The sequence below is a fragment of the Streptomyces sp. NBC_01717 genome, from assembly GCF_036248255.1.
In the GTDB taxonomy this organism is placed as follows: domain Bacteria; phylum Actinomycetota; class Actinomycetes; order Streptomycetales; family Streptomycetaceae; genus Streptomyces.
In genome coordinates this window covers 8659456-8684102 of sequence record NZ_CP109178.1, presented here as the reverse complement: position 1 = coordinate 8684102, position 24647 = coordinate 8659456, and the positions used below count along the sequence as shown (strand labels likewise).

The window sequence follows — 24647 nt, the reverse complement described above, 5'->3', positions numbered from 1 at the left end:
CATTCCCGACACCTACCACGTCCGCCAGGTGGTACAGTGCAAACGGCACGTGTGTAACGCCCTGGATTCGGGCGCCGGTGCCGGTTCTCCTTCCTTTCGCTGCTCCGTCCGTCCTTTCCTGACCGGCGACGCAGCTCCCGCACCACCTTCCTCCAGTCCGGTACGGACTTTCCTGCCCGTCGTCCGGGGCGTGACCCCACCGCCCTTACGCATCCGCCGGGCCCCTTCATTCGCCATGTCGCGAAAGGACCACCCCGCATGACCACCACCCTCAAGCACCCTCTTGACCAGCAACAACTCCCCACGAACGTGTCAGGAGTCCTCGACGTGACGCGCCAGGGGCACGGCGCGCTGCGCACCGAGGGCGGCCACCCCTCCCCCGCCGACGTCCAGGTACCTGCGGCCCTCGTCCGCCGGCACGGCCTGCGCAGGGGGGACCTCGTCGAAGGCCTCTGCGACCGGCCGCGCGCCCTGTCAGCGGTCGAGCGGATCAACGGCCGCCCCCCGCAGGCGCTGAGCGGCCGGCCGCACTTCGCCGATCTCACCCCGCTCCACCCCGGGCAACGACTGCGTCTGGAAACACCCGGCGGCAGCCCCGCAACCCGCATCGTCGATCTCGTCGCCCCCGTCGGCAAGGGACAGCGCGGGCTGATCGTCGCCCCGCCCCGGACCGGCAAGACAGTGCTGCTGCAGCAGATCGCCGCCGCCGTCGCAGCCAACCATCCCGAGTGCCTTCTCATGGTGGTGCTGCTCGACGAGCGCCCCGAGGAGGTCACGGACATGCGCCGTTCCGTACGGGGCGACGTGCTCGCCTCGACGTTCGACCGGCCCGCGAAGGAACACATCGCCCTCGCCGAACTCGCGGTGGAACGTGCCAAGCGGCTCGTCGAGCAGGGCCAGGACGTGGTGATCCTGCTCGACTCGCTCACCCGGCTGTGCCGGGCCCACAACAACGTGGCGTCCGCCGGAGGCCGCACCCTCAGCGGTGGTGTGGACGCCGCCGCCCTGCTCGGCCCCAAGCGGCTCTTCGGCGCCGCACGCCGCACCGAGGAGGGCGGCTCGCTGACCATCCTCGCCACCGCGTTGGCGGACACCGGGTCCCGCGCCGACGACTACTTCTTCGAAGAGCTCAAGAGCACCGGGAACATGGAACTCCGGCTGGACCGCGCACTGGCGGACAAGCGGATCCACCCGGCCGTGAACATTCCGCAGTCCGGCACCCGCCGCGAGGAGCTGCTGCTCCCCGCCGCCGAACTGACCGCCGTACGAGGGCTGCGGCGCGCGCTGCACACGAGGGACCCGCAGGCGATGCTGGAAGTGCTGCTGGACAGGATCCGGCAGACCCCCGACAACGCGGCCTTCCTCCGCCGGATCCAAGGCACCGTGCCCGACGCCTGAGTCCTCCCGGCCGGCACGGTGGCGCACGCATAGCATGACGTGTCCACGCACCAGCACAGGGAGAGCAGGCACATGGAATTCCGCCGACTCGGCCGCAGCGGTCTGACGATCAGTGAGATCGCCTACGGGAATTGGATCACCCACGGCTCCCAGGTGGAGGAGGACGCGGCCGCCGCCTGTATCCGGGCCGCCCTGGACGCCGGAATCACCACCTTCGACACCGCGGACGTCTACGCCGAGACCCGCGCCGAGGCCGTCCTCGGCCGGGCGCTGAAGGACCAGCGCCGCGAGAGCATCGAGGTGTTCACCAAGGTCTACTTCCCGACCGGCCCCGGGCAGAACGACCGCGGTCTGGGCCGCAAGCACATCCTCGAATCGATCGACAACTCGCTGCGCCGGCTGCAGACCGACTATGTGGACCTGTACCAGGCACACCGCTACGACCACAGCACCCCGCTGGAAGAGACCATGGAGGCGTTCGCCGACGTGGTCCGCTCCGGCAAGGCCCTCTACATCGGCGTCTCGGAGTGGACGGCGGACCAGTTGCGCGCCGGACACGGCCTGGCCCGCGAGCTGAACGTTCCGCTCGTCTCCAACCAGCCGCAGTACTCGGCTCTGTGGCGGGTCATCGAGGGTGAAGTCGTGCCCGCGTCCGAGGAGCTCGGCATCGGTCAGATCGTATGGTCGCCGATCGCCCAGGGCGTGCTGACGGGCAAGTACAAGCCGGGGGCGCAGCCGCCGGCCGGTTCGCGGGCGACGGACGACAAGGGCGGGGCATCGTTCGTCGCCGGTTGGCTCCGTGACGACGTCCTGGAGCGGGTCCAGCAGCTGCGGCCGCTGGCGGACCAGGCCGGTCTGAGCCTTGCTCAGCTGGCCGTCGCCTGGGTGCTGCAGAACCCCAACGTGTCCGCTGCGATCATCGGTGCCTCCCGGCCCGAGCAGGTCACGGAGAACGTGAAGGCAGCGGGCGTGAAGTTCGACGCGGATCTGCTGAAGGCCATCGACGACGTACTGGACCCGGTGGTGGAGCGCGACCCGGCGCTGACCGCAGGTCACGAGGGCAACGACTGAGCCGGCCGGTCACGGCTCCGGGAGGCCGGTGCCCGCTGTCCGGCGGTCACCGGCCTCCCGCACGGGGCGACGCGGCGACGCGGCGACGCGTCGGCGTGTCGGCGTGTCGGCGTGTCGGCGTGTCGGCGTGTCGGCGTGTCGGCGTGTCGGCGCCCGGAGCGTGTCACAAAGGCCTGGTCCCATGGGTCACTTGTACGACACGGAGCGACGGAGGAAAGTGACCGATGGACGAGCAGGAACTTCTGGCGGCCCGCTTCGAGGAGCACCGGCCCCGGCTGCGGGCAGTGGCCTACCGGATGCTCGGTTCGGCCGCCGAGTCCGACGACGCCGTCCAGGGCACCTGGCTGCGTCTCAGCCGTACCGACGTCGGTGACGTGGCGAACCTCGGCGGATGGCTGACGACGGTCGTCGCCCGGGTCTCCCTCGATATGCTGCGCAGCCGCGAGACCCGCCGTGAGGATCCCTGGGAATCGCATCTGCCGGGGCCCGCCGGGGGCCGCGACGTCGGCACCGAGCCCGAGGAGCAGGCGGAGCTCACCGACTCGGTCGGGCTGGCGCTGCTCGTGGTGCTGGACACGCTGTCGCCCGCGGAACGTCTGGCGTTCGTGCTGCACGACATGTTCGCCGTGCCGTTCGACGAGATCGCCCCCATCGTGGAACTCACCCCGGCCGCGACCCGGCAGCTCGCCAGTGGTGCGCGCCGGCGTGTGCAGGGCACGGTCCCGGATCCCGGGACCGAATTGGCCCGTCGGCGCGAAGTCGTCGACGCGTTCCTGGCCGCGTCGCGCGGCGGCGACTTCGAGGCGCTGCCGGCCCTGCTCGACCCGGACGTCGTACTCCGCGTCGACCCTGCGGCGGCCCTGTCGGGCGTGGCCGGGGCGGTGGGGGCCACTGCGGTCGCCGGCACGTTCGCGGGGCGCGCCTCGGCAGCACAGCCCGCCCTGATCGACGGGCTTCCCGGCGCCGTCTGGGCCCCGGGCGGAGGGCCGCGGGTCGTCATCGCCTTCACCATCGAGGCCGGGCGGATCGTCTCGATCGACCTCGTCGCCGACGCCGACCACCTCGGCCGGATGGATCTGCGGATTCTCGACGTGTGAGAGACCGGCGGCCTGCTGCTCCCCCTACGAGAAGAGGAATGTGACCGGAGAGGGAGTCCCGTCCCGGATCAGCCTCGGGCGGTCAACGAGGCGGTGTGCTGGCGGACCTGTTCCGGGGTGAGGTAGGAGTCCGTGTACTCGAAGTCGCGCAGCGTGCCCGGCTTGCGGGCCTGGAATCCCGTGCGTACGAAGTCGTCACCGGCGATGGCGTTGAGCATCCAGTTCGTCATGACCCGTGCCTTGGCCACATTGGTCCGCATCGCCGACCAGTGGTAACCGCGGGCCACTGCCTGCGCGGCGATCCCGTGCAGCTCGACGCCGAGCGGCTTGGAGACCGCGTCCTTGCCGCCGAGGTCCACAACGAGCCCGAGGTCCCTGTGTTCGTACGGCTTCAGCGGCTGGTGGCGGAGTGTGGCGATCAGGTTGTCGGCGAGTCTGCGGCCCTGCCGCATGGCGTGCTGCGCGGTGGGCGGGCAGACCGCGCCGTCGCCCTTGACCAGGTCGGGTACGGCGGCGGCATCGCCGAGCGCGAAGACACCGTCGAAGCCCGGCAGGGTCATCTCCGGGGTCACTGCCAGACGCCCGCGTACGGTCTCCGCGCCGAAGGTGGCGACCAGTGGACTCGCGGCGACACCGGCCGTCCAGATCAGCGTGCGGCAGGGCAGCACCCGGCCGTCGGTGAGCGTCACCTTGTCCGGTCCCGCCTCGGCGACCGAGACTCCGAGCGACACGTCGATGCCGCGTTCGCGCAGCACCTCCATGGCGCTGAGCCCGAGTTTGTCCCCCAGCTCGGGCATCAGCTTCGGGGCGATGTCGATCAGATGCCACTTGATGAGCTTCGGGTCCAGCCGGGGGTAGTACCGGACGGCACTTGTGGTGAGCCGCTGCAGACAGGCCGCGGTCTCGGTGCCCGCGTATCCGCCGCCGACCACCACGAACTGCAGCCGGGAGGCCCGCTCGTCCTCGTCGTGGCTGGCATCCGCCAGGTCCAGCTGTGCGATCACATGGTCACGTACGTAGGCGGCCTCGGCCAGTGTCTTCATCCCGCGGGCGTTGTCGAGCAGGCCGGGGATGTCGAAGGTGCGTGTGACGCTGCCGGGGGCGAGGACGATGTAGTTGTACGGTTCATCGACGATCTCGTCGGTGATCTTGCGGATGACGCAGATCTTCGCCGTCGTGTCCACGCCGATCGCCCCGCCGGGGATGATCCGGGTGCGGTGCCGACGGCTGCGGCGCAGCGACACCGCGACCGACTGCGGTGTGACCACGCCCGACGCCACCTGCGGCAGAAGGGGCAGGTAGAGCTGGTACGAGAACGGGGCGACGAGCGCGATGTCCGCCTCACCGGGTTTGAGTGCGCGCTCCAGACGGCGTACGCACTCGACCCCGCCGAATCCGGCGCCGACGACGAGAATCCTGGGTCGTGCCACGGTGTTCGTCCCTTCTCGGGTCTGCGCGGGCGCCCGTTCTCCTGCCCGGTCACACGCGCCCGTCACCCACCATCCTCACGAACCGGGTCCGAGTTCGCCTGCTGGGGACGACAGAACGGACGACCGCCCGGTGTCAGCGGGTCAGCAGGGTGAGCGCCGTCCAGGTACCGCTGACCGCGCCGGCGGTGACGACCGCGGCCGCGACACAGCGCGCCCTGAGCCTGCGGTAGCGGTCGTTGTATTCGCCGCGCAGTTCGGTGGAGCGGGCGGCGATACGGGCCAGCATCGCCCGGGAAGCGGCGACACGGTCCGCGGTGTAGACGCGGGCCACGTCCTCACGCTGGGTGGTGGTGAGCCAGGGCAGCTCGTCGGTGAAACGGACGGCCAGCCTGCGCGCCTCCTCGACCTCGGCGCTCCACAGCAGAAAGCCCTCCATCTGTGCCAGTCCGCGGGCGCTCTCCTTGTCGGGGTCCACTCGGTGCTCCTTCCTCCTTGTCGCCGGACCGTCGCGTTCACGCCTGCCGGTCCCCGGGGGTCGCGGGCCTGGCGCCGGGATGGTGGGCGCCCTCGTCGAGGGTCCGTACCGAGGGGTGGTGCAGGTCGAACGCCGGGGATTCGGAACGGATCCGCGGCAGGGTGACGAAGTTGTGCCGCGGCGGCGGGCAGGAGGTCGCCCACTCCAGCGAACGGCCGTACCCCCACGGGTCGTCGACCTCGACCTTCTTGCCGTACTTGGCGGTCTTCCACACGTTGTAGAAGAACGGCAGCATCGACAGGCCGAGCAGGAACGAGGAGATCGTCGAGACCGTGTTGAGCGCGGTGAAGCCGTCGGCGGCGAGGTAGTCCGCGTAACGACGCGGCATGCCCTCGGCACCGAGCCAGTGCTGCACCAGGAACGTGCCGTGGAAGCCCACGAACAGCGTCCAGAACGTCATCTTGCCGAGCCGCTCGTCCAGCATCTTGCCGGTGAACTTCGGCCACCAGAAGTGGAATCCGGCGAACATCGCGAAGACCACGGTGCCGAAGACCACGTAGTGGAAGTGCGCGACGACGAAGTACGAGTCCGAGACGTGGAAGTCCAGCGGGGGCGAGGCCAGGATGACGCCGGTCAGACCGCCGAAGAGGAACGTCACCAGGAAGCCGATGGCCCAGAGCATAGGTGTCTCGAAGGACAGCGACCCCTTCCACATCGTGCCGATCCAGTTGAAGAACTTCACACCGGTCGGTACCGCGATGAGGAACGTCATGAACGAGAAGAACGGCAGCAGCACACCGCCGGTGACGTACATGTGGTGCGCCCACACGGTCACGGACAGGCCCGCGATCGCGATGGTGGCACTGATCAGACCGACGTAGCCGAAGAGCGGCTTACGGCTGAAGACAGGAATGACCTCGCTGACGATCCCGAAGAACGGCAACGCGATGATGTACACCTCCGGATGGCCGAAGAACCAGAAGAGGTGCTGCCAGAGCAGTGCGCCGCCGTTGGCCGCCTCGAAGACGCGCGCCCCGAACTTGCGGTCCGCCTCCAACGCCAGAAGTGCCGCCGCCAGCACCGGGAAGGCCAGCAGGACCAGCACACCGGTCAGTAGCACGGTCCACACGAACATCGGCATCCGGAACATCGTCATACCGGGTGCGCGCAGGCAGATGATCGTGGTGATGAAGTTGACCGAGCCGAGGATCGTACCGAAGCCGGAGAAGGCCAGACCCATGATCCACATATCGCTGCCGATCCCCGGCGATCGAACCGCGTCGGTCAGTGGGGAGTAGGCGAACCAGCCGAAGTCCGCGGCGCCGTTCGGGGTGAGGAAGCCGGCCACCGCGATGATCGAGCCGAAGAGGTACAGCCAGTACGCGAACATGTTCAGCCGCGGGAACGCCACGTCGGGCGCGCCGATCTGCAGCGGCATGATCCAGTTCGCGAACCCGGCGAACAGCGGCGTCGCGAACATCAGCAGCATGATCGTGCCGTGCATCGTGAACGCCTGGTTGAACTGCTCGTTCGAGACGATCTGCGTGCCGGGACGGGCGAGCTCGGCGCGCATGACGAGAGCCAGCACGCCGCCGACGACAAAGAAGGAGAACGACGTGAGCAGGTACATCGTGCCGATCGTCTTGTGATCGGTGGTGGTCATCCACCTGACGATGACGTTTCCCGGCTCCCTGCTGCGTACCGGCAGCTCGTTCGCGTACGACTCCTCTGTCTCGTCCGCCCCTGCTGTGCCCATCGTCGTCACTACGACGCTCCTTCGATCGGTCCTTCGCGGGTGGGCTCGGCACCCGGCAGGGCGCCGTTTCCACCGGGGGCGGCCGGCGGCCCCCCGGAGCCTCGCGCCAGTTTCCAGCTGCAGCAAACCAGCCATGGGGGCGACATGCGCGGCCCGGCGCCCGCCGGGGCGGGACATTCACCCGTCAGGGCGTGCTGACACATGCAGCTGCTCGCGTCCCATCGCGACGCTCAACACACAATGAGAAAAGCTGAGTTGAACGTCGCTCCCGCGACGACGTCGCCGACGGGACTCACGGAGCACCTGGAACCCTCAGAGGCTTCGTCGAAGCACCTCTGCGTGAACGTGTCACCGCCGACGGACGGGTGGTGTGACACAGTCACCCTGATCAGCGGCGAGCGGTCTCGGCAGGAGGCAGGCAGCGCCCCAACCGGTCATCAACCGGTGGACTCGCCCTCGTCGAGGAGCAGGACCGTACCGAGGTCCGCCAGGCGGTCCGCGATGTCCGGGCGTTCGCCGAGGCGTCCGGTGCGGGCCGCGTTGTCGACCGCGGTGAGCATCGCGTTCACAATGATCTTGGCCTCGGCCGTGTCGAGCCCCGGTCGGACCTCGTCGAGCAGGCGGACCCACAGCGCCAGATAGTCCCGCTGCGTCTGGCGCGACGCCTTGCGTTCCTTCTCGGGGAGCTGGTCCAGCTCCCCGACCAGCACGCCGATCAAGTGGCTCTGGTTCAGGGCGAACTCGATGTACGAGCGGAGCAGCGCGTCGAGGCTCCCGCGCGGGCCTGTGGAGTTCTCCAGCGCCCGCGTGGTGGCGGCCCTGCGCTGCTCGCCGCCGCGGAGCACGGCGGCGACGAGCAGATCCGTCTTGCTCGGGAAGTGCTTGTAGATGCTGGGGCCGGATGCCCCCGCGGCCTCGCCGATGTCGTCCGTGCTCACCGACTGGAAGCCCCGCTCGTCGAAGAGCCGGATCGCCTCGGTGAGGATCTCTTCGCGGCGGGAGTGCGCCAGCGACGCGTAGCCACCGTTCGTGGGTGCTTGCGGGGCGTCGGCGGCTTCCGTGGACGGCGGGCCCACGGGGCAGAACGCGGCGGCGTGGCCCAGACGGTGGAGCAGCTCCTCGAAGCGGCGCCGGGGCAGTGAGACACGGTGCCCGGCGAGGGATCCGTAGACGGACAGCACAGCCCATGCGAGCAGTTCGGCGTCGGGCTCGGCGAGGCCGGGGCGTGCGGTGCGGATCAGCGAGGCGACCTGGGCGGCGATGTCGGCCAGGGCGCGGCGCAGTTCCTCGCGGCTCTCCTCAGGCAGATGCCGGGCCTCGCGCTGCCACAGTGTGGCGGCGCATCGGCGGTCCGGGCTCTGCGCCGCCGATGCCCGGAGATAACTCTCCAGATCGGGTGCCGAGCGGACCGAGTCCGCAATCCGGTCGATCGTGCCCGTGACGACCTGGAGCAGCAGGTCGGGCTTGCCGCGGAAGTGCCGGTAGAGGGCGGGGGCCGTGATGCCGACCGCCGCCGCCACGTCGGCGACCGACACATTGTGGTAGCCGCGCTCGCAGAAGAGGGCGGCGGCGGCGTCGACGATGCGCGCCTTGCGGTCCGGGGGTCTGCGTACGGGTGACCGCCCCGAGGCTTCCGTCCGCATATCTGTCAGCCCCTCGCCGCCCTGAACCCTCCGCCGTGCCGCGGAACTGCCCCCAGGCTAATACAGCAGGCCGGACGCCCACCGACCCGGTGCGGCGGGTGCTGTCCGCTCAGCCGGGCGAGCGTGGCGACCGTTCCTCCACCAGGTCGACGAGGGCCTGCACGGCCGATGGCAGCGGACCGGGCCGGTGACGGTCGGCACCGACGGGCACGGTGAGGTCGGCCGCACGGACCCCGCGCCCCAGCAGGCCGGCAGCCCGAGCGGGCGACCACGGCGCTGACGGCCGCGTCCACTCTCACTCAGACTCTGGACAGATACGTTAGCGTGAATTAACTTCTTCCTTGCTTGACACTCGCGGTGAGTCCGGAATTGCCGTGACAGTGCAGGCTTCGAGGGATTCATGTACACCCCCCGCCATGCGGTGATGGGTATGGGGTCAGCAGTACGCGTCGCGCAACCGATTCACTTAGCCAGTCACCAGGAGAGTCGATAGCGGTACGGATCGACGGCCCGCGCGCCCCGGCGGCCTCCTCCGATGTGCGGCGATGCAGCCGGCGGCAAGAGCCTCCGGCCACATCCCCAGTGCCCTCCCGCGGCCCCTTCCCGCCCTGCCCACCTCCGCCTTATCGCAACGAAGCGAGGACCACGCCATGACCGACATCGTCGAACACCACAAGCTCTTCATCGGAGGGCGGTGGGTCGAACCCGCGGGCGACGACACCATCGAGGTGGTCTCACCGGTCACCGAACAGATCGTCGGGCGCGTCCCGCACGCGACGCCCGAGGACGTGGACAGGGCTGTGGCCGCTGCCCGCACGGCGTTCGACCACGGCCCGTGGCCTCGGATGACGATGGCCGAACGAATCGCGGTCGTCACCCGGATCAAGGACACCGTCGCCGCCCGCCACCAGGAACTGGCTGAGCTCATCACCCTGCAGAACGGCTCACCGATACTGTTCTCCGTAAGGGGACAGGCCCTGTCCACCGTCGGCGTCTTCGCCATGGCGCTCGCCGCCGCCGCGCAGTTCGAGGAGGAGCACGAGCGTCAGGGCATCGGCGGCCCGGTCCTGGTGCGCCGGGAGGCGGTCGGCGTCGTCGCGGCGATCACTCCGTGGAACGTGCCCCAGTTGACCATCGGAGCAAAGCTCGCCCCGGCGCTGCTCGCCGGCTGTTCCGTCGTCCTCAAACCGTCCCCGGAGACCCCCCTCGACGCCAACTGGCTGGCCGGCGTCTGCGCAGAGGCAGGGCTGCCGGAGGGGGTGCTCAGCGTGCTGCCTGCCGGCCGCGAGACCGGTGCGCATCTGGTGGCGCACCCCGGCATCGACAAGGTGGCGTTCACCGGTTCGGTCGCGGCCGGCAAGGCAATCATGGCCGCCGCCGCGCAGAACCTCACCCGTGTCTCGCTGGAACTCGGCGGCAAGTCCGCGGCGATCGTCCTCCACGACGCGGACCTGGCCGTCGCCGTGCCCGCCATCGTCGCCGGCACCTGCGCCGCCAACAGCGGCCAGGCGTGCGTCGCGCTCACCCGGGTGCTGGTTCCGGCCTCCCGCTACGACGAGGTGGCCGGCGCGCTGACCGCCGCCTTCGCCGGGCTCAAGGTCGGCGACCCGGCAGACCCGGCGACGGTGGTCGGCCCGATGGTGACGAAGAAGCAGCAGGAGCGGAACCTCGACTACATCCGCATCGGCCAGGAGGAGGGCGCCAAGGTCCTCACCGGCGGTGGCGTTCCGGCGGGCCTGGCCACCGGCTGGTACGTCGAGCCGACCCTGTTCGGCGACGTCACCAACGACATGCGGATCGCCCGCGAGGAGATCTTCGGCCCGGTCGTCTGCCTGATCCGTTACGAGACGGAGGACGAGGCGGTCGCCCTCGCCAACGCCTCCGAATTCGGCCTGTCCGGCGCCGTGTTCACCGCGGACACCGAGCGTGGCACCGAGGTCGCCCGCCGGGTGCGCACCGGGACCATCACGGTCAACGGTTTCCGCCTCGATCTGGCTGCCCCCTTCGGCGGCTACAAGAACTCCGGGATCGGCCGTGAGTTCGGTCCGGAGGGGCTGTCCGCCTACTTCGAGTACAAGGCCGTCAACCTGCCCGCCCCCGTTCAGGCCTGACCCCGTACCCCCCGTACTACAGAGGAGTTCCGACCATGCGCGCAGCCTTCCTGCACACGACCGGTGACGAGACCCTGGACGTCAGGGACGTCGAGTCCGTCTCCTTCGGCCCCGGCCGCGTCCGGGTGAAGATGCACAAGGCCGGCCTGTGCCACTCCGACCTGTCGGCGATGAGCGGCGTGCTCACCCACCCCGCGCCGTTCATACCGGGCCACGAGGGCGCGGGCGAGGTCGTCGAGGTCGGCGAAGGCGTGACGCACGTCAGTCCCGGCGACCGCGTCATCGTCTGCTGGATGCCACCCTGCGACACGTGCCCCTCCTGCCGGGCGGGCGACGGTCACCTGTGCCGGAGCGGGTACCGCAACCTCGCCCACCCCAATTTCAAGGACGGCGACGCGATCGTCCCCGGCATGCTCGGCGCAGGCACCTTCGCCGAGGAGGTCGTGATCGCGGCCTACGCGGCGATCCCGATCCCCGACGACGTCCCGTACGACATCGCCGCACTGATCGGCTGCGGTGTCACCACCGGCATCGGTGCGGCTCTCAACACAGCAAAGGTGCGGCCCGGTTCGTCGGTCGTCGTGATCGGCCTGGGCGGCGTCGGCATCTCCATCCTGCAGGGTGCGAAGGTCGCGGGCGCGGCACAGATCATCGCCGTGGACCCGACCCCGAACCGCCGCGAGTGGGCACTGAAGTTCGGCGCCACCGAGGCGATCGCCCCCGAGGAGCTGGCCGAGGTCTCCGAGCGTGTCACCGGCGGCTTCGGCTTCGACTACGCCTTTGAAGCGGTCGGCAAACCGGGCACCCTCCGTGCCGCGTACGACGCCACCCGCCTGGGCGGGACGGTCTGCCTGGTCGGCGCCGGCTCCCGCACCGACGAGAGCGGCCTGAGCATGGCCGAGCTGGTCCTCAACGAGAAGGCGGTTCTGCCGTCCTTCTACGGCGGCGACGACGTCCGCCGCACATTCACCAAGATCATCGATCTGTGGCGTGCGGGCCGCATCGACCTCGACTCGATGATCACGCACCACGTGCCGCTGACGGAGATCAACGAGGCGATCCGGCAGATGCACACGGGTGAGGCGCTGCGCACCGTCATCGACATCGTCTGAGCGCCGGGCCCCACTGCGCACGACCCGCCGGGGCCCGCACCACCGGGCCTCCGGCGCCTGCACCATGCGCCGCGTCGTGTTCATCGTGGTAGAGGAGGCCGTACCGCACCCGCTGCGACACCGACGAACACCACTGCGAAGCCCCCCGATTCCCTGAGAATCGGGGGGCTTCGCAGTGCGTGGAATTCCTCGTCGGAGCGTCAGCCCTGAGGCACGAGCGCGTCAATGGTGTCTGTGTCGAGGCCCGCCTCGGCCCGAGGGAGCACGGAGCAGGATTACCGCATTGGCTTACGGAAGTGTCCGGAGGTCAGTCGCCGTACGCGTAGAAGCCGCGCCCGGACTTGCGGCCGAGGGCTCCCGCGGCCACCATGCGCCGCAGCAGCGGCGGCGGCGCGTACAGCGGCTCCTTGTACTCCTCGTACATCGACTCGGCGATGGACTGCGCGGTGTCCAGGCCGATGAGGTCGAGGAGGCGCAGCGGTCCCATGGGATGGGCGCAGCCGAGCACCATGCCGTTGTCGATGTCCTCGGCTGAAGCGACACCCGACTCGAGCATCCGGACGGCGGAGACGAGGTAGGGAATGAGGAGGGCGTTGACGACGAAGCCCGCCCGGTCCCTGGCCAGTACGACTGTCTTGCCGAGGATGTTCGCGGCGAAGGCGGTCACCTGCTCGGTCACCGCGTCCGATGTGAGCTGGGTCGGGATGATCTCGACGAGCCGCTGCACGGGAACGGGGTTGAAGAAGTGGACGCCGACGACCTGCTGGGGGCGCCCTGTGACGGCGGCGAGATCGATGATCGGGATCGACGAGGTGTTGGAAGCGATGACCGCGTCGCTGCCCGCCAGCACCCGGTCGAGCTCCTTGAAGACGGTTGTCTTCACGTCCGGCAGTTCCGCGACCGCCTCGATGACCAGGTCACGGTCGGCGAGTTCGTCGAGGTCGACGGTGAACGCGAGGCTGTCGAGCGCAGCTTGACGCTCCGGCTCGCTCAACTTTCCGCTGCGCAGCCCCCGGTCGAGCGATGCAACGATCCGGGACCGGCCCGCCGCCAGGGCTTCCTCACCACGCTCGGCAACCTTGACGTCCAGGCCGGCCCTGACACAGACCTCTGCGATGCCCGACCCCATCAGGCCACAGCCCACGACGCCGATCCTGCTGAATTCACGCATGCCTGGATGTCCTCTCTGGAGGCAGCTCGCGGCTGCCGGTGATGTCCGGGCCGACCGGCTGCCCGGGGACCGGTTCACTGCCGATCGGCGCGCCCGACCGGGTCGCAGAGTTCGAGGAGGGGTTCCCCGGAATCCGGGTCGGCGCCGGTGACGGGGCGCACCCGCGCGCCCACGTACACCAGATGCGGTGCGGCCCCCACGACCTGGCATCGGAACACGAAGCCTTCGGGCAGCCGGACCAAGGACTCGTTGCGGGCAGCTTCGGTGTAGCGGTGCACCACGCTGGACCGCACGACGACACCCAGACCGTCGCTGCGTACGGAGTCCAGATCGCTCGATGCGCACACCGGACACAACAGCCGCCGGAACGAGGCCGTACCGCACCAGCGGCAGAGCTGGTAGATCAGTCCGGCTTCACCCGGCGCCGTCGGCGTGGCTTGACTTGCTGAAACTGAATGGGACACGTCTCGACCCCTTGGACTCGGCTCGGGTGCGTCGGCACCGCGCTTCGGCGCAGACGCACCATATGGCACTGAGTGCCGAAACGTAAAGGTACTGAGTACCTACGCCGAGGTCAGTCCTCGGCGAGGGCCGACTCGACCTTCTGCACCACGCGCCACATGGGCGTGCCCTTGGCGGCCACCACCACGACGACGTCGTCGCCCGCGGCCGGCGTGGCAACGCCTTCGGCTGCGGCGCCCCAGACCTGCTGCACGATCCCGAGGGCGTGGTCCACCGCAGCCTCCGCGTCCCCCTTGCCGCCCGAACGCAGCCACGACCGCAGGCCGTTGTTGTGCGCGGCGACCACGGCAGCGGCGATCACCTCGGCGTGCAGAGGGCCGTCCGGGGTGCCTTCGTAGCGGCCGCGGAGATACTCGGCCAGCGTCCGTTCGTACCGGCGGACCACGGACAACTCGTAGGTCCGCAAGCCGGGAACCTCTCGCGTGAGGTGGTAGCGCTGGACGGAGAACTCCGGATTCGCCGCGTACATCCGCAGCACGAGCCGGGCCGCGTCGCACACCGTGCCCACCGGGTCGCCGTCGTCGGCAGCCTCGAGAAGCGCGGTCATATCGGCGAGACAGCGCTCGTGGTCGGGGAAGACCACGTCCTCCTTGGAAGGGAAGTAGCGGAAGAACGAACGCCGCCCGACCCCGGCCCGCGCGACGATGTCGTCCACCGTCGTCCGCTCGAAGCCCCGTTCCAGGAACAGCTGGAACGCCGCCTCTGCGAGCACCTGCCGCATGGGTGGCTTCTTCACTGGTCTGCGTTCCTCGGTCATGCCGGGAACCTAACACCAACGGCGACCGTTTGACACTACGTACCTTTACAGAGGGTACTGAGTGCCATATGGTCGGCTCAGGAACCACACCCAGGTAGGAGAGCCGGCGTGAGCTTGAGGATCGTTGTCTGTGTGAAGTACGTGCCCGACGCTACTGGTGACCGGCATTTCGCCGATGATCTGACGCTGGACCGTGAGGATGTCGACGGTCTGTTGTCGGAGCTGGACGAGTATGCGGTGGAGCAGGCTTTGCAGATCGCGGACGAGGCGGATGATGCGGAGATCACCGTGTTGACGGTGGGTCCGGAGGATGCCAAGGACGCGTTGCGCAAGGCGTTGTCGATGGGTGCGGACAAGGCTGTTCATGTCGAGGACGACGATCTGCACGGTACGGATGTGATCGGTACGTCGTTGGTGCTGGCGAAGGCGATCGAGAAGACGGGTTACGACCTGGTCGTGTGTGGGATGGCGTCGACGGACGGGACGATGGGTGTGCTGCCGGCGGTGCTGGCGGAGCGTCTGGGTGTTCCGCAGGTGACGTTGCTGTCGGAGGTGAAGGTCGAGGGCGGCACGGTGACCGGGCGTCGTGACGGTGACAGTGCGTCGGAGCAGTTGCAGGCGTCGTTGCCGGCGGTGGTGTCGGTGACGGACCAGTCGGGTGAGGCGCGTTACCCGTCGTTCAAGGGGATCATGGCGGCGAAGAAGAAGCCGGTCGAGTCCTTGGATCTGGAGGATCTGGGCATCGAGGCGGGCGAGGTCGGTCTGGCGGGTGCGTGGACCGCGGTGGACTCCGCGGCGCAGCGTCCGGCTCGCACGGCGGGCACGATCGTCAAGGACGAGGGTGAGGGCGGCAAGCAGCTCGCCGAGTTCCTCGCGGGTCAGAAGTTCATCTAGAGCCGGCTGTTCGGTCCGTTCCTCGTTCCTTCGTTAGTTGCAGGAGATTGAAGTCCCATGGCTGAAGTTCTCGTCTATGTCGATCACGTGGACGGTGCCGTCCGCAAGCCCACTCTGGAGCTTTTGACGCTGGCGCGTCGGGTGGGTGAGCCGGTCGCGGTCGCGCTGGGTGCCGGTGCCGAGGCCACCGCGTCGGTGCTGGGTGAGCACGGTGCGGTGAAGGTCCTTGCGGTGGATGCTCCCGAGTTCGCGGATTATCTGGTGGTGCCGAAGGTGGATGCGCTGCAGGCCGCGGTCGAGGCGGTGTCCCCGGTCGCGGTGCTGGTTCCGTCCTCCGCCGAGGGCAAGGAGATCGCGGCCCGCCTGGCGGTCCGGATCGGCTCGGGCATCATCACGGACGCCGTGGATCTGGAGGCGGGTGAGCAGGGCCCGGTGGCGATGCAGGCGGCGTTCGCGGCGTCGTTCACCACGAAGTCCCGTGTTTCCAGGGGGGTCCCGGTGATCACGGTGAAGCCGAACTCGGCGCCGGTCGAGGCGGCCCCGGCCGCGGGTGCGGTCGAGGCCCTGTCCGTGAGCTTCTCGGCGCAGGCCACCGGCACGAAGGTGCTGTCGCGGACCCCGCGTGAGTCGACCGGGCGTCCGGAGCTGACCGAGGCCGCGATCGTGGTCTCCGGTGGCCGTGGTGTCAACGGTGCGGAGAACTTCGCGATCATCGAGGCGCTCGCCGACTCGCTCGGTGCGGCGGTCGGTGCCTCGCGTGCCGCGGTCGACGCCGGCTGGTACCCGCACTCCAACCAGGTCGGCCAGACCGGCAAGTCCGTCTCCCCGCAGCTGTACATCGCGTCGGGTATCTCCGGTGCGATCCAGCACCGGGCCGGGATGCAGACCTCGAAGACCATCGTCGCGATCAACAAGGACTCCGAAGCCCCGATCTTCGACCTCGTCGACTACGGCGTCGTCGGCGACCTCTTCCAGGTCGTCCCCCAGCTCACCGACGAGGTCAACACCCGCAAGGGCTGACCTGTCGAACCGGCCGCGGGTGCGCTTCACGGCTCCCGCGGCCAGGCGTCTCCGTACGGCCGGCGGCCGCAGTCAGACGCCGGCCGCTTCCTGGATCAGGTCGGTGACCGGGCCTGGCCGGGAGACCAAAGAAGCATGGCTTGCGTCCAGTTCCATGGTCCTGCGCGTGTTCATGCGCTGCGCCATGCGACGTTCGTTGTCGGGGTGGATCCTGCGGTCCGCAGTGGAGACCTGGTACCAGGAAGGCTTTGCGCGCCAGGCCGGAGCGGTGACGGTGTCGCTGAACGTCGATGCAAGCGGTGCCTTCTGGGTCACTGCCATGACCAGAGCCTCGTCGGCCGGCAGATCCTGGGCGAAGCTCTCGTGGAACTTGTCCTGCTCGATCCAGAGGTAGCCGTCGGAATCCGGGGCCAGGTTCTCCATCCCCGCCGCGGGCGTCTCCTCGCTGATCCGACCGCAGCTCTCCCCCGCGTCCGGGGCGAATGCGGCGATGTAGACCAGCCCGGCCACGTTGGGCAGGTCCCCGGCCTCCGTGATGACCGCTCCGCCGTACGAGTGACCCACCAGCACCACAGGTCCCTCGATCTGCTGCACCATCTTCCGCGTGCGTGCGGCGTCGTCGACCAGTGAGGTGAGCGGGATCTCCACCGCGTGCAGGGAGTTGAAACCTCGCCTGTGCAGCTCGAGGATGACCTTTCCCCAGTGGGCGGCGCCACCCCAGAAACCGTGGACCAGGACGATGGCGGGTTTGTCGGCCATGAGGTTCGCACCCTTTCTCTGGCTCCGGGGCTCTGCTGCCATCGGTCACGCTAGGCGGGGCACCTGACGCCCGCCACCGCACACCGGCGCAGCGCGACAGCCGGAACGCAAGGACGTCTGCAAGCAGCTGCTTCCTGGTGCCGAGTGACCTACTGCCCCAGGCCTCCGGTCCCCTGTTCCTCGGAGCCCTCCGCGACCCACTCGATGCCTCCCGGGCCGCTCTCACCGAGCGCTCGGACCGCGGTGGTGAGGTGTCGTCCTCGCAGTCCGTGGCGCCGCACCCGTACCAGCCCCTGTCGGGACCGCAGCCCGGGTGGCCCGTTCGCGTGACGCAAGGTGGCACGGCTCAGGGGGACTGTCCGCACAGGTGCACGGCTACGTTCTCCGAGGCGGTGCGCGGCCAGAGAGCCACGACCGCTCATCGGGGCCGGGGCTCACGCCTAACACCTCATTGTCAGACGCGCACGGAGCGCCTCGGCGCGCGCGGCCGGTACTCGACGACGGTCAGCGCCAGCGAGACGTAGCGCTCGACGAGTTCATCCTCGGTGACGGGCCCGTCGGGCCGGTACCACTGCGCGATGGCATTGCACATGGCGATCACCGCACGGCGCGCGTCGTCGGGATACGGGGTGAGGAAGACGCCCTCCTCGACCCCCTTGTCGATGATGTCGCGGAACTGCTGGGACGCTCGCTCCTCGTTCTTGCGGTAGCGCTCCAGATGCTCGGCCTCCAGGCTGCGCCCCTCGGTCAGCACGATGCTGCTCTTCACCGGATGGCCCGTACGGAACCGGACCGTCGCGGCAACGATCGCCTCCAGTCGCTCGGCCGGATCGTCACCAGCACTCTCCAGCGCCTTGTCGCAGGCCTCGAAGTAGGCATCCAGGCCTTCGTCGAGGATGGCGACGAGCAACTCCTGCTTGCCCTTGTAGTAGTAGTACAGGGCCGAGAGGCTCACTCCGGCCCGTTGGGCGATGTCGCGGATGGACGTCGCGCCGTACCCCTGCTCGGAGAACTCCTTGCGGGCGGCCTCGATGATGGCCTTGTGGCCTGCGGGTCGAGTGGGCACGACTCTCCGTTTCTCCTGCGCCGTTCCGTGGCAGCCACTCCGCTGACTGAACGTTCATCACAGTCAAAGTGGCCCCAATGAGCATACTCGCCCCTTGCGAACGCCCACAGACGCTCGCACACCGCGCTCACCAGCGACAACATTCATTCAGATGCGCACGAGCCCGGTACCACGGCGCCGGCCGTCGGCCAGTGACTCCAATCATAGCTTAACGATCGTTCAATCAGGTAAGGTCACGCACGGAATCGAGGCCGGGGACGCGGTCGATATGCGCATCGCCGGCCCTGCACCCTGGTGCCCTGAGCTGTGATGCCGCTACCACTTGGAGCCATGCATGCCGCACCTCGCACAGGAACTCGCTTCCTGGGCCGTGACCCTGGATCCGTCACCGGATGACGTGAAGCTGGCCGAGCACGCACTCAAGGACACGGTGGCCGTTGCGCTGGCCGCGCGTGGCCACGCCATGGAGCGGATCTCGGCCGGCCTGCCCGAGGCTGCGCGGTGGGCCGCCCTCGGTCATGTCCTCGACTTCGACGATCTGCATCTTCCGTCGACCGCGCACATCAGCGTGGTCTGTGTGCCCGCCGTGCTGGCAGCGGGCGGTGGCGCGCGCGAGTACCTCGCCGCCGCGGGAGTCATGGCCCGTCTCGGCACGGCGCTCGGCTGGCAGCACTACACGAGCGGCTGGCACGCCACCTGCACGTCCGGTGCACCGGCCGCCGCGGTGGGCGCGGGTCTTGCGCTGGGGCTCGGCGCGGAGGGGCTCGCCCGGGCGATCTCCCTCGCGCTGCCCGCCGCGGGCGGTGTGCAGCGGTCCTTCGGCACGGACACCAAATCGCTCCAGGTCGGCTTCGCCGCCGAGGCAGGTGTCCGGGCCGCGCGGCTCGCCGCCGCCGGCGCGGGCGCCGACCCCTCGGCCCTGGACGTCTGGCTGCCGCTGGTCGGTGGCGATCACGACCGCCTCGGCCCGGACACCTTCGAAGCGAAGGGCGAAGCCGTACCCGGCGGGCTGGCCACGAAGATCTTTCCGTGCTGCTACGCGATGCAGCGGCCCATCGGGGCCGTTCGGCTCCTGCTGGCCGATGCACCCGTCGACCCGGCGGACGTCGTACGCATCGTCGTGCACACCCCCGAAGCAGCGGTGCACCCGCTGATCCACTCGGAGCCGCACACCGGGCTGCAGGGAAAATTCAGCCTGGAGTACGCGGTGACCACAGCCCTCCTCGACGGCCACCCCGGATTCGTCTCGTACACCGACGGATACGTCGAACGCCCGCTCGCACAACGCCTCATCGGTCTGGTGGAGACCGTGCGGACCTCCGAAGGCTCCGGGCTGCTGACCGGAGACACCTCCGTCGAGATCACGATCGGCGACGGCACCGTGCTCCGCGCCACCCTCGCACTACCGCCCGGCTCCCCCGAACTTCCGGCCACCGAGGAGGAGTTCGCCACCAAGCTCGCCGACTGCGGGGCAGACGTACCCGGACTGCTCGTCGGCCTCGACTGGAAGGGTGCCGCACAACTCCTGCGCGACACCTTCCCCGTACACCATCCGAAGGACCACGCATGAGCCCGCTTCCCCTCGAAGGAATCACTGTCGTCAGCCTGGAGCAGGCCGTCGCCGCGCCCTTCGCCACCCGCCAGCTCGCCGACCTGGGGGCCAGAGTCATCAAGGTCGAACGCCCGGGTACCGGCGACTTCGCCCGGGGCTACGACGAGTCCGTGCACGGCCAGTCCAGCTACTTCGTGTGGCTGAACCGGTCGAAGGAGTCACTGACACTCGACATCAAGACGCCCGCGGGCCGTGAGGTCCTGGAGCGGCTGCTCGCCGAGGCCGACGTCTTCGTGCAGAACCTTGCCCCGGGCGCAGCTCGCCGACTCGGGCTGGGAGCCGAGGAGTTGAGTGAACGCTACCCCTCCATCGTCGTCTGTGACATCTCCGGATACGGCAACGCCGGCCCCTGGGCGGACCGCAAGGCGTACGACCTGCTGGTGCAGTGCGAGACGGGTGTTGTGTCGCTGACCGGTTCACCCGAGGAGCCCGCCAAGGTGGGCATCTCGATCGCCGACATCGCAGCGGGCATGTACGCGTACTCGGGCATCCTCACCGCACTGTACGAACGGCGGGCGACGGGCCGGGCCCGCTCCGTGGAGGTCTCGCTCTTCGAGGCGCTCTCGGAGTGGATGGGCTCCCCCGCGTACTACACGGCGTACTCCGGCACGCAGCCCGCACGCGTCGGCGCCCAGCACGCGACGATCGCCCCGTACGGACCGTACAGCGCGGCGGACGGCAGGACCGTGCTGCTCGCCATCCAGAACGAACGCGAATGGGCGTCCTTCTGCGAGGTCTTCCTCGGCGACGCCTCCCTCGCCACCGATCCGCGGTTCCACCGGAACTCGGCCCGGGTGGCCCGCCGCGACGACCTCAACGCGATCGTCGCCGCGCGCTTCGCGGAGCTGGACGCGACCACCGCGGTGAAGCTCCTGGACGACGCGAAGGTCGCCAACGCCCGGCTCAATTCGGTCGAGGAGTACTGGAATCACCCGGTCCTGTCCGGCCGTGACCGCTGGCGGGACGTGTCGACTCCGGGGGGCGCGATCAAGGCCCTGCTGCCGCCCGCCACCCTCAGCGGGCTGGACCCCCGCATGGACTCTGTTCCCGCCGTGGGTGAGCACACAAACAGCGTGCTGCGTGGGCTCGGCTACGACGACACCGCCATCACCGCCCTGCGCGCCGACGGCGCGGTCTGACGTCACCGGGAAGGCTGCACGCCATGTCCGAACAGCAAGGCCCCTACGAGCAGATCACCTATGTCGTCGACGGGCACGTCGCGACAGGACGCTCAACCGCCCCGAAGCCCGCAACGGCTACACCTACCATATGGCCGACGAGATCGCGGCCGCCCTCCTTCTCGCCGGCAACGATGAGTCTGAACGTCGAGTACATACGTCCGTTGCTCGCCGGGGAGGCCTACACCGTAACAGGCACCCTGCTTCAACGCGGTCGTACCCGTACGTTGATCCAGGCCACGATCACCGACGGCGTCGGGCAGCTCTGCTCGCAGGACAGTGGCTCGCTCACGCCGAACCGCCTCCTGCTGAAGGCTGCGGCCAAGGCCAGGGAAGGCAACTAGGGCCAATGCCGTTGCTTTACGGGTCTGGAGATCTGGGTCGTCTGATGCGGATGGCTTGGGTGCCGGTGTGGGTGGGTTGGGGCCATGTGTAGTGCTCAGCTCGTTTGAGCCAGTAGTTGGACATCTTGCGCTTGACGACACGGGGCTGGCTCCTGGGCCGTCTGGCGGGCAGGAGTCTTTCCAGCAGGTCCTCTTGGAGTACTTGCAGTGCTTGGACCAGAAGTTCAGGGGGAAAAACCGCCCGGGGTGACAGTCACACTGCGCCGGGCGGAGCGCAGGGTCTCGGTGAAAGAGATGCGGTCAGGGTCGAGTTGGCGTGTGGCTGCGGTTCTCAGCATCAGTTCCCGCAGCGCGTGGTGGACCAGGAGGTGAGCCCAGATCTGTTGGAGGACACCGTCGGGTGTCTTGCTGCTGAGGACCACCTTCGCGCCGCGCTGGCAGGTCTTGATCTCGGCGAAGACAGATTCGATTTCCCAGCGCTCACGGTAGAGCGCGGCCAGCTGCCTGGCTGGATAGCGGCGGGGGTCCAGAAGAGTGGTGACCAGGCGGTAGCCGTCTGGTCCAGCGGCGCTGCCGGTGTCTTTGAGTTGGTAGGCAAGGACGCGGACCTGCACCGGGTCTCGTTTCGCAGGGTCGGTGCCGGCGTGGATGTCGGAGAGCCATGATCCGTCACGAAGCAGCTTGCGGACGGGCAGGACGCGGTTGGCCGGCACCCGCCACAGCAGGTCAGCCCCGGTGGCGGTGAAGGCTCGCCACAGCGGGACGCCGAGGAACCCGCGGTCGGCCAGGACCAGCTGGCCTGCGCCGCAGGACCGGGGCAGGCGGCCGACGAGGGTGACTTCACCGGTCCGGCAGCCGGCGAGTTCCGCGTCCAGCACCGCATGGCTGCCTACTTCCACCAGGGCCGCCATCCGCACCTGGACAAATGCACTGCGCCTGGTTCCGCGGCCGTTGCCGGGACGGCCGAAGGCGGCCTGGTTGGCTTCGGTATCGGCTACGTCCCAGCAGGTCCCGTCGACGGCCAGCAGCCGCAGGCCCCGCCAGAATGCGCCAGGCGTCGACTCGTTGGCCATCGGCTTTGCAGTCGCCGCGAACAGCACCTGGAGCGGTTCGAAGCCGAGCCGTTGCCGGGCTCTGAACAGCGAAGACTTCGCCGGAACGTGCCATTTACCCAGCAGTCCCAGCCCCCGCAGACCCGCGACCAGATGCCGCATGACCTCGAGATAGGGAGCAGGCGAGAACAGTGCCAGCCCTAATACGAAGTACACGACCAACCGCGCAGGAAGCAGTCGCCTACGTTGCTCTGAACGTCCGCACGCCGCCACCACCCGGTCCACCAACCCCGGCGGATACACCCAGGTCAACAGACCAAGACCCGATAAGTCAGACGCACTCGCAGCCACCCACACCACCCCCGGGACCCACTGCCAGCCAGCCTACGCTCACGGCAAAAGCAACGGCATTGCAACTAGGGCCTGTTTCGCAAGCCAGGGTGAGTTTCGGTTCTGAAGGGAGGCGTTCGTCGTAGGGTGAGAGGCGGCCGAAGGAGGCCAACGGCCAAGGGAGCCATATATGACGCGGTACCTGATCTCGTTCGACGACGGCGCGATGACCTTCCCCGAGGAGGAGTTGCCCGACGTGGCCGAGGCCTCGCACGAGGTGGTGCGTAAGGCTCAGGACGCCGCTGTGTGGGTCTTCGGTGGTGGACTGGAAAGGCAGCAGGCGAGCGTCGTGGCCACCGACGGGACCGTCACCGACGGCCCGTACCCGGAGACCAAGGCGGTGCTCGGCGGGTTCTCGATCATCGATGTGCCCACACGTGAGGACGCGCTGGAGTGGGCTGCCAAGATTGCTGCCGCATGCCGCTGTGCGCAAGAGGTCCGGGAGATCATGCCCGACCCGACCACCTGATCGAAGACGACCCGCAGCGGTTGGGGCCCGGTTCGGAAGTGGCTTCTGAACTCCGGGTTCGCCATGCTGCGGGCCTGTGGGCGCCGCGGTTGGGCGACTGAGATCCATCGAGCGGCGGAAGCCCTGATGCCGGACGACGATGCTATGCGGTTCCCGCGTGGGAGGCTCCCGCTGCGGTGAGGAGAGCGACGGTTTCGGGATGGGGGCCGCCGATCGCCCAGTTCAGCGGAGAGCGGCCTACACCGTGATCTTCACGAAGGTTCGGATCGGCGCCGTGCGCCAACAGTTCACGCACCGTTTCGGTGTGCCCCCAGCATGCGGCTGCGCACAGAGGCGTGCCTTCCGAGCCGAGTCCGCTGCTCTCTGTGTCCGGGGAGGCTCCGGCCGCAAGGAGGAGGCGGGCGATCTCAGTTGCTCCATTCACGGATGCCATATACAGAGGGGTGATGCCCTCGCCGTCTGCTCGCTCCGGGTCGGCCCCGGCCCGCAGAAGCGCCTTCACACGGATGGTGTCACCCAGCAGGGCCGCTACGACGAGGTGCCGGGAGAGTTTCTTCCGCTGGCGCTGGTTCATGGGTGTCGACGTTAACGACTGGGTACGCAGCGGGGCCAGTCATATCCACTCGCTCCTGGCGGCGACCACTGTGCCCCGCAGACCCCACAGAGGTGCGGTTGCGGGGCGTCAGCGGCCCTGGCGCAGGGGTGGGTCAGGCCTTCGGTCCACCCGCGACGTACAACACCTGGCCGGAGGTGAATTCCGCCTCCCCGCCCGCGAAGTACGACACCGCGGCAGTGATGTCCGCGGGCCCGCCGACCCGGGCGACAGGACGGTGCCGCGGCTCAGCCGTAGATGCGGACCACCGTCTCGGCCACGGCGGCCGGCTTCTCGGAGCCCTCGATCTCGATCGTGACCTTGTTGACGACCTGGTGGCCGCCGCCGGGCACCACCTCGGCGGAGACGACGTCGACCGAGGCCCGGACCTTCGAGCCGGTCCGCACCGGGTCCATGAAACGGACTTTGTTCAGGCCGTAGTTGACGCCCATCTTCACGCCCTCGACGCGGTACACGCTCTGCGTGAGCACCGGGATGAGGGAGAGAGTGAGGTAGCCGTGCGCGATGGTCGCGCCGAACGGGCCGTCGGCGGCCCGCTCGGGGTCGACGTGGATCCACTGGTGATCGCCGGTCGCGTCGGCGAAGAGGTCGATCCGGTCCTGTTCGATGGCGACCCACTCGCTGACACCGACGTGGGTACCGGCCGCGGCGGCGAACTCTGCGGGGATGCGAAAACCTTGGTCATGTTACTTCTTCCGAATCTCGGG

At 68.9% G+C, this 24647-nt stretch carries 23 protein-coding genes and 2 pseudogenes; 11 read left to right on the top strand and 14 right to left on the bottom strand.

The genetic code is table 11. From position 1 onward, the window contains the following. Positions 1–258: 258 nt before the first annotated feature. From rho to OHB49_RS39310, 3 genes are all read left to right on the top strand, one after another. The gene (gene rho / locus OHB49_RS39320) at positions 259–1398 is read left to right on the top strand and encodes a transcription termination factor Rho (RefSeq protein ID WP_329165720.1); all 1140 of its coding nucleotides are present in this window, start codon (positions 259–261) and stop codon (positions 1396–1398) included. A 72-nt stretch (positions 1399–1470) separates the two neighbouring features. Next, on the top strand, positions 1471–2469 hold the full coding sequence (locus OHB49_RS39315) for an aldo/keto reductase family protein (RefSeq protein WP_329165719.1): 999 nt from the start codon (positions 1471–1473) through the stop codon (positions 2467–2469). A 224-nt stretch (positions 2470–2693) separates the two neighbouring features. After that, on the top strand, positions 2694–3566 hold the full coding sequence (locus tag OHB49_RS39310) for a sigma-70 family RNA polymerase sigma factor (RefSeq protein WP_329165717.1): 873 nt from the start codon (positions 2694–2696) through the stop codon (positions 3564–3566). 68 nt (positions 3567–3634) lie between these two features. Here OHB49_RS39310 and OHB49_RS39305 read toward each other — a convergent pair whose 3' ends face one another. The 4 genes from OHB49_RS39305 to OHB49_RS39290 form a co-directional block, all read right to left on the bottom strand. Next, positions 3635–4996: an NAD(P)/FAD-dependent oxidoreductase gene (locus tag OHB49_RS39305; protein WP_329165716.1), complete on the bottom strand. Its 1362-nt coding sequence runs from the start codon at positions 4994–4996 to the stop codon at positions 3635–3637. 133 nt (positions 4997–5129) lie between these two features. Then, a complete protein-coding gene (locus OHB49_RS39300) occupies positions 5130–5471 on the bottom strand; it encodes a hypothetical protein (protein WP_329165715.1) in 342 nt (113 codons plus the stop codon). Positions 5472–5508: 37 nt separating this feature from the next. Beyond that, positions 5509–7227: an aa3-type cytochrome oxidase subunit I gene (ctaD, locus tag OHB49_RS39295; protein WP_329166786.1), complete on the bottom strand. Its 1719-nt coding sequence runs from the start codon at positions 7225–7227 to the stop codon at positions 5509–5511. A 437-nt stretch (positions 7228–7664) separates the two neighbouring features. Further along, complete coding sequence (locus OHB49_RS39290; RefSeq protein WP_329165714.1) at positions 7665–8870, bottom strand: TetR/AcrR family transcriptional regulator; 1206 nt, start codon at positions 8868–8870, stop codon at positions 7665–7667. A gap of 650 nt (positions 8871–9520) precedes the next feature. Here OHB49_RS39290 and OHB49_RS39285 point away from each other — a divergent pair. After that, positions 9521–10981, top strand: coding sequence for an aldehyde dehydrogenase (locus OHB49_RS39285; protein WP_329165712.1), 1461 nt, complete (start codon positions 9521–9523; stop codon positions 10979–10981). Positions 10982–11016: 35 nt separating this feature from the next. Then, entirely contained in the window at positions 11017–12093 is a 1077-nt protein-coding gene (locus OHB49_RS39280) for an alcohol dehydrogenase catalytic domain-containing protein (RefSeq protein ID WP_329165711.1), read from the top strand. Positions 12094–12400: 307 nt separating this feature from the next. Here the strand turns inward: OHB49_RS39280 and OHB49_RS39275 are convergent, their stop codons facing one another. The 3 genes from OHB49_RS39275 to OHB49_RS39265 form a co-directional block, all read right to left on the bottom strand. Then, on the bottom strand, positions 12401–13264 hold the full coding sequence (locus tag OHB49_RS39275) for a 3-hydroxybutyryl-CoA dehydrogenase (RefSeq protein ID WP_329165710.1): 864 nt from the start codon (positions 13262–13264) through the stop codon (positions 12401–12403). Between the two features lie 74 nt (positions 13265–13338). Next, the gene (locus OHB49_RS39270; protein ID WP_030980832.1) at positions 13339–13728 is read right to left on the bottom strand and encodes a Zn-ribbon domain-containing OB-fold protein; all 390 of its coding nucleotides are present in this window, start codon (positions 13726–13728) and stop codon (positions 13339–13341) included. A 110-nt stretch (positions 13729–13838) separates the two neighbouring features. Then, positions 13839–14543 (bottom strand): TetR family transcriptional regulator, encoded by a 705-nt coding sequence (locus tag OHB49_RS39265; RefSeq protein WP_329165709.1) that lies wholly within the window; start codon positions 14541–14543, stop codon positions 13839–13841. 108 nt (positions 14544–14651) lie between these two features. On the opposite strand from OHB49_RS39265, the gene OHB49_RS39260 reads away from it, so the two are divergent. Both OHB49_RS39260 and OHB49_RS39255 read left to right on the top strand, forming a co-directional pair. Then, a complete protein-coding gene (locus OHB49_RS39260; protein WP_329165259.1) occupies positions 14652–15437 on the top strand; it encodes an electron transfer flavoprotein subunit beta/FixA family protein in 786 nt (261 codons plus the stop codon). A 57-nt stretch (positions 15438–15494) separates the two neighbouring features. Next, positions 15495–16457 (top strand): electron transfer flavoprotein subunit alpha/FixB family protein, encoded by a 963-nt coding sequence (locus OHB49_RS39255; protein WP_329165708.1) that lies wholly within the window; start codon positions 15495–15497, stop codon positions 16455–16457. A gap of 72 nt (positions 16458–16529) precedes the next feature. Here the strand turns inward: OHB49_RS39255 and OHB49_RS39250 are convergent, their stop codons facing one another. The 3 genes and pseudogenes from OHB49_RS39250 to OHB49_RS39240 form a co-directional block, all read right to left on the bottom strand. Further along, positions 16530–17216 carry an alpha/beta hydrolase gene (locus OHB49_RS39250; RefSeq protein WP_030980483.1) on the bottom strand — a complete coding sequence of 229 codons (687 nt, stop codon included), beginning with the start codon at positions 17214–17216 and terminating at the stop codon, positions 16530–16532. A 158-nt stretch (positions 17217–17374) separates the two neighbouring features. Continuing rightward, positions 17375–17514 (bottom strand): annotated as a pseudogene (locus tag OHB49_RS39245) (dipeptidase); the annotation flags it as partial. 156 nt (positions 17515–17670) lie between these two features. Next, entirely contained in the window at positions 17671–18282 is a 612-nt protein-coding gene (locus tag OHB49_RS39240) for a TetR/AcrR family transcriptional regulator (RefSeq protein WP_329165707.1), read from the bottom strand. Positions 18283–18616: 334 nt separating this feature from the next. On the opposite strand from OHB49_RS39240, the gene OHB49_RS39235 reads away from it, so the two are divergent. Genes OHB49_RS39235 through OHB49_RS39225 form a run of 3 tightly spaced genes read left to right on the top strand, consistent with a single transcriptional unit; the run spans position 18617 to position 21416 of the window. Then, positions 18617–19852, top strand: a complete 1236-nt coding sequence (locus tag OHB49_RS39235; protein WP_329165705.1) for an MmgE/PrpD family protein — start codon at positions 18617–18619, stop codon at positions 19850–19852. Next, positions 19849–21033, top strand: coding sequence for a CaiB/BaiF CoA transferase family protein (locus tag OHB49_RS39230; protein WP_329165703.1), 1185 nt, complete (start codon positions 19849–19851; stop codon positions 21031–21033). Before OHB49_RS39235 ends, OHB49_RS39230 begins: the two co-directional genes overlap by 4 nt. A gap of 23 nt (positions 21034–21056) precedes the next feature. Continuing rightward, positions 21057–21416, top strand: coding sequence for a PaaI family thioesterase (locus OHB49_RS39225; protein WP_329165701.1), 360 nt, complete (start codon positions 21057–21059; stop codon positions 21414–21416). 224 nt (positions 21417–21640) lie between these two features. Here the strand turns inward: OHB49_RS39225 and OHB49_RS39220 are convergent, their stop codons facing one another. Then, complete coding sequence (locus tag OHB49_RS39220; RefSeq protein WP_329165699.1) at positions 21641–22819, bottom strand: IS4 family transposase; 1179 nt, start codon at positions 22817–22819, stop codon at positions 21641–21643. Positions 22820–22988: 169 nt separating this feature from the next. On the opposite strand from OHB49_RS39220, the gene OHB49_RS39215 reads away from it, so the two are divergent. After that, the gene (locus OHB49_RS39215; protein WP_329165697.1) at positions 22989–23327 is read left to right on the top strand and encodes a YciI family protein; all 339 of its coding nucleotides are present in this window, start codon (positions 22989–22991) and stop codon (positions 23325–23327) included. Positions 23328–23469: 142 nt separating this feature from the next. Here the strand turns inward: OHB49_RS39215 and OHB49_RS39210 are convergent, their stop codons facing one another. The 3 genes and pseudogenes from OHB49_RS39210 to OHB49_RS39200 all read right to left on the bottom strand — a co-directional run bounded on the left by OHB49_RS39210 (position 23470) and on the right by OHB49_RS39200 (position 24608). Beyond that, the gene (locus tag OHB49_RS39210) at positions 23470–23901 is read right to left on the bottom strand and encodes an ankyrin repeat domain-containing protein (protein ID WP_329165696.1); all 432 of its coding nucleotides are present in this window, start codon (positions 23899–23901) and stop codon (positions 23470–23472) included. 133 nt (positions 23902–24034) lie between these two features. Further along, a pseudogene (locus tag OHB49_RS39205) lies at positions 24035–24154 on the bottom strand (beta-ketoacyl-ACP reductase); the annotation flags it as partial. Positions 24155–24167: 13 nt separating this feature from the next. Continuing rightward, on the bottom strand, positions 24168–24608 hold the full coding sequence (locus OHB49_RS39200) for a MaoC family dehydratase (protein ID WP_329166784.1): 441 nt from the start codon (positions 24606–24608) through the stop codon (positions 24168–24170). Positions 24609–24647 lie beyond the last annotated feature (39 nt).

What these genes read in the sequence shown, in the direction of transcription:
- rho (WP_329165720.1), top strand. Translation starts at nt 259, where the DNA reads ATGACCACCACCCTCAAGCACCCTCTTGACCAGCAACAACTCCCCACG.
- OHB49_RS39315 (WP_329165719.1), top strand. Translation starts at nt 1,471, where the DNA reads ATGGAATTCCGCCGACTCGGCCGCAGCGGTCTGACGATCAGTGAGATC.
- OHB49_RS39310 (WP_329165717.1), top strand. Translation starts at nt 2,694, where the DNA reads ATGGACGAGCAGGAACTTCTGGCGGCCCGCTTCGAGGAGCACCGGCCC.
- ctaD (WP_329166786.1), bottom strand. Translation starts at nt 7,227, where the DNA reads ATGGGCACAGCAGGGGCGGACGAGACAGAGGAGTCGTACGCGAACGAG.
- OHB49_RS39290 (WP_329165714.1), bottom strand. Translation starts at nt 8,870, where the DNA reads ATGCGGACGGAAGCCTCGGGGCGGTCACCCGTACGCAGACCCCCGGAC.
- OHB49_RS39285 (WP_329165712.1), top strand. Translation starts at nt 9,521, where the DNA reads ATGACCGACATCGTCGAACACCACAAGCTCTTCATCGGAGGGCGGTGG.
- OHB49_RS39280 (WP_329165711.1), top strand. Translation starts at nt 11,017, where the DNA reads ATGCGCGCAGCCTTCCTGCACACGACCGGTGACGAGACCCTGGACGTC.
- OHB49_RS39275 (WP_329165710.1), bottom strand. Translation starts at nt 13,264, where the DNA reads ATGCGTGAATTCAGCAGGATCGGCGTCGTGGGCTGTGGCCTGATGGGG.
- OHB49_RS39265 (WP_329165709.1), bottom strand. Translation starts at nt 14,543, where the DNA reads ATGACCGAGGAACGCAGACCAGTGAAGAAGCCACCCATGCGGCAGGTG.
- OHB49_RS39255 (WP_329165708.1), top strand. Translation starts at nt 15,495, where the DNA reads ATGGCTGAAGTTCTCGTCTATGTCGATCACGTGGACGGTGCCGTCCGC.
- OHB49_RS39250 (WP_030980483.1), bottom strand. Translation starts at nt 17,216, where the DNA reads ATGGCCGACAAACCCGCCATCGTCCTGGTCCACGGTTTCTGGGGTGGC.
- OHB49_RS39235 (WP_329165705.1), top strand. Translation starts at nt 18,617, where the DNA reads ATGCCGCACCTCGCACAGGAACTCGCTTCCTGGGCCGTGACCCTGGAT.
- OHB49_RS39230 (WP_329165703.1), top strand. Translation starts at nt 19,849, where the DNA reads ATGAGCCCGCTTCCCCTCGAAGGAATCACTGTCGTCAGCCTGGAGCAG.
- OHB49_RS39225 (WP_329165701.1), top strand. Translation starts at nt 21,057, where the DNA reads ATGTCCGAACAGCAAGGCCCCTACGAGCAGATCACCTATGTCGTCGAC.
- OHB49_RS39215 (WP_329165697.1), top strand. Translation starts at nt 22,989, where the DNA reads ATGACGCGGTACCTGATCTCGTTCGACGACGGCGCGATGACCTTCCCC.
- OHB49_RS39210 (WP_329165696.1), bottom strand. Translation starts at nt 23,901, where the DNA reads ATGAACCAGCGCCAGCGGAAGAAACTCTCCCGGCACCTCGTCGTAGCG.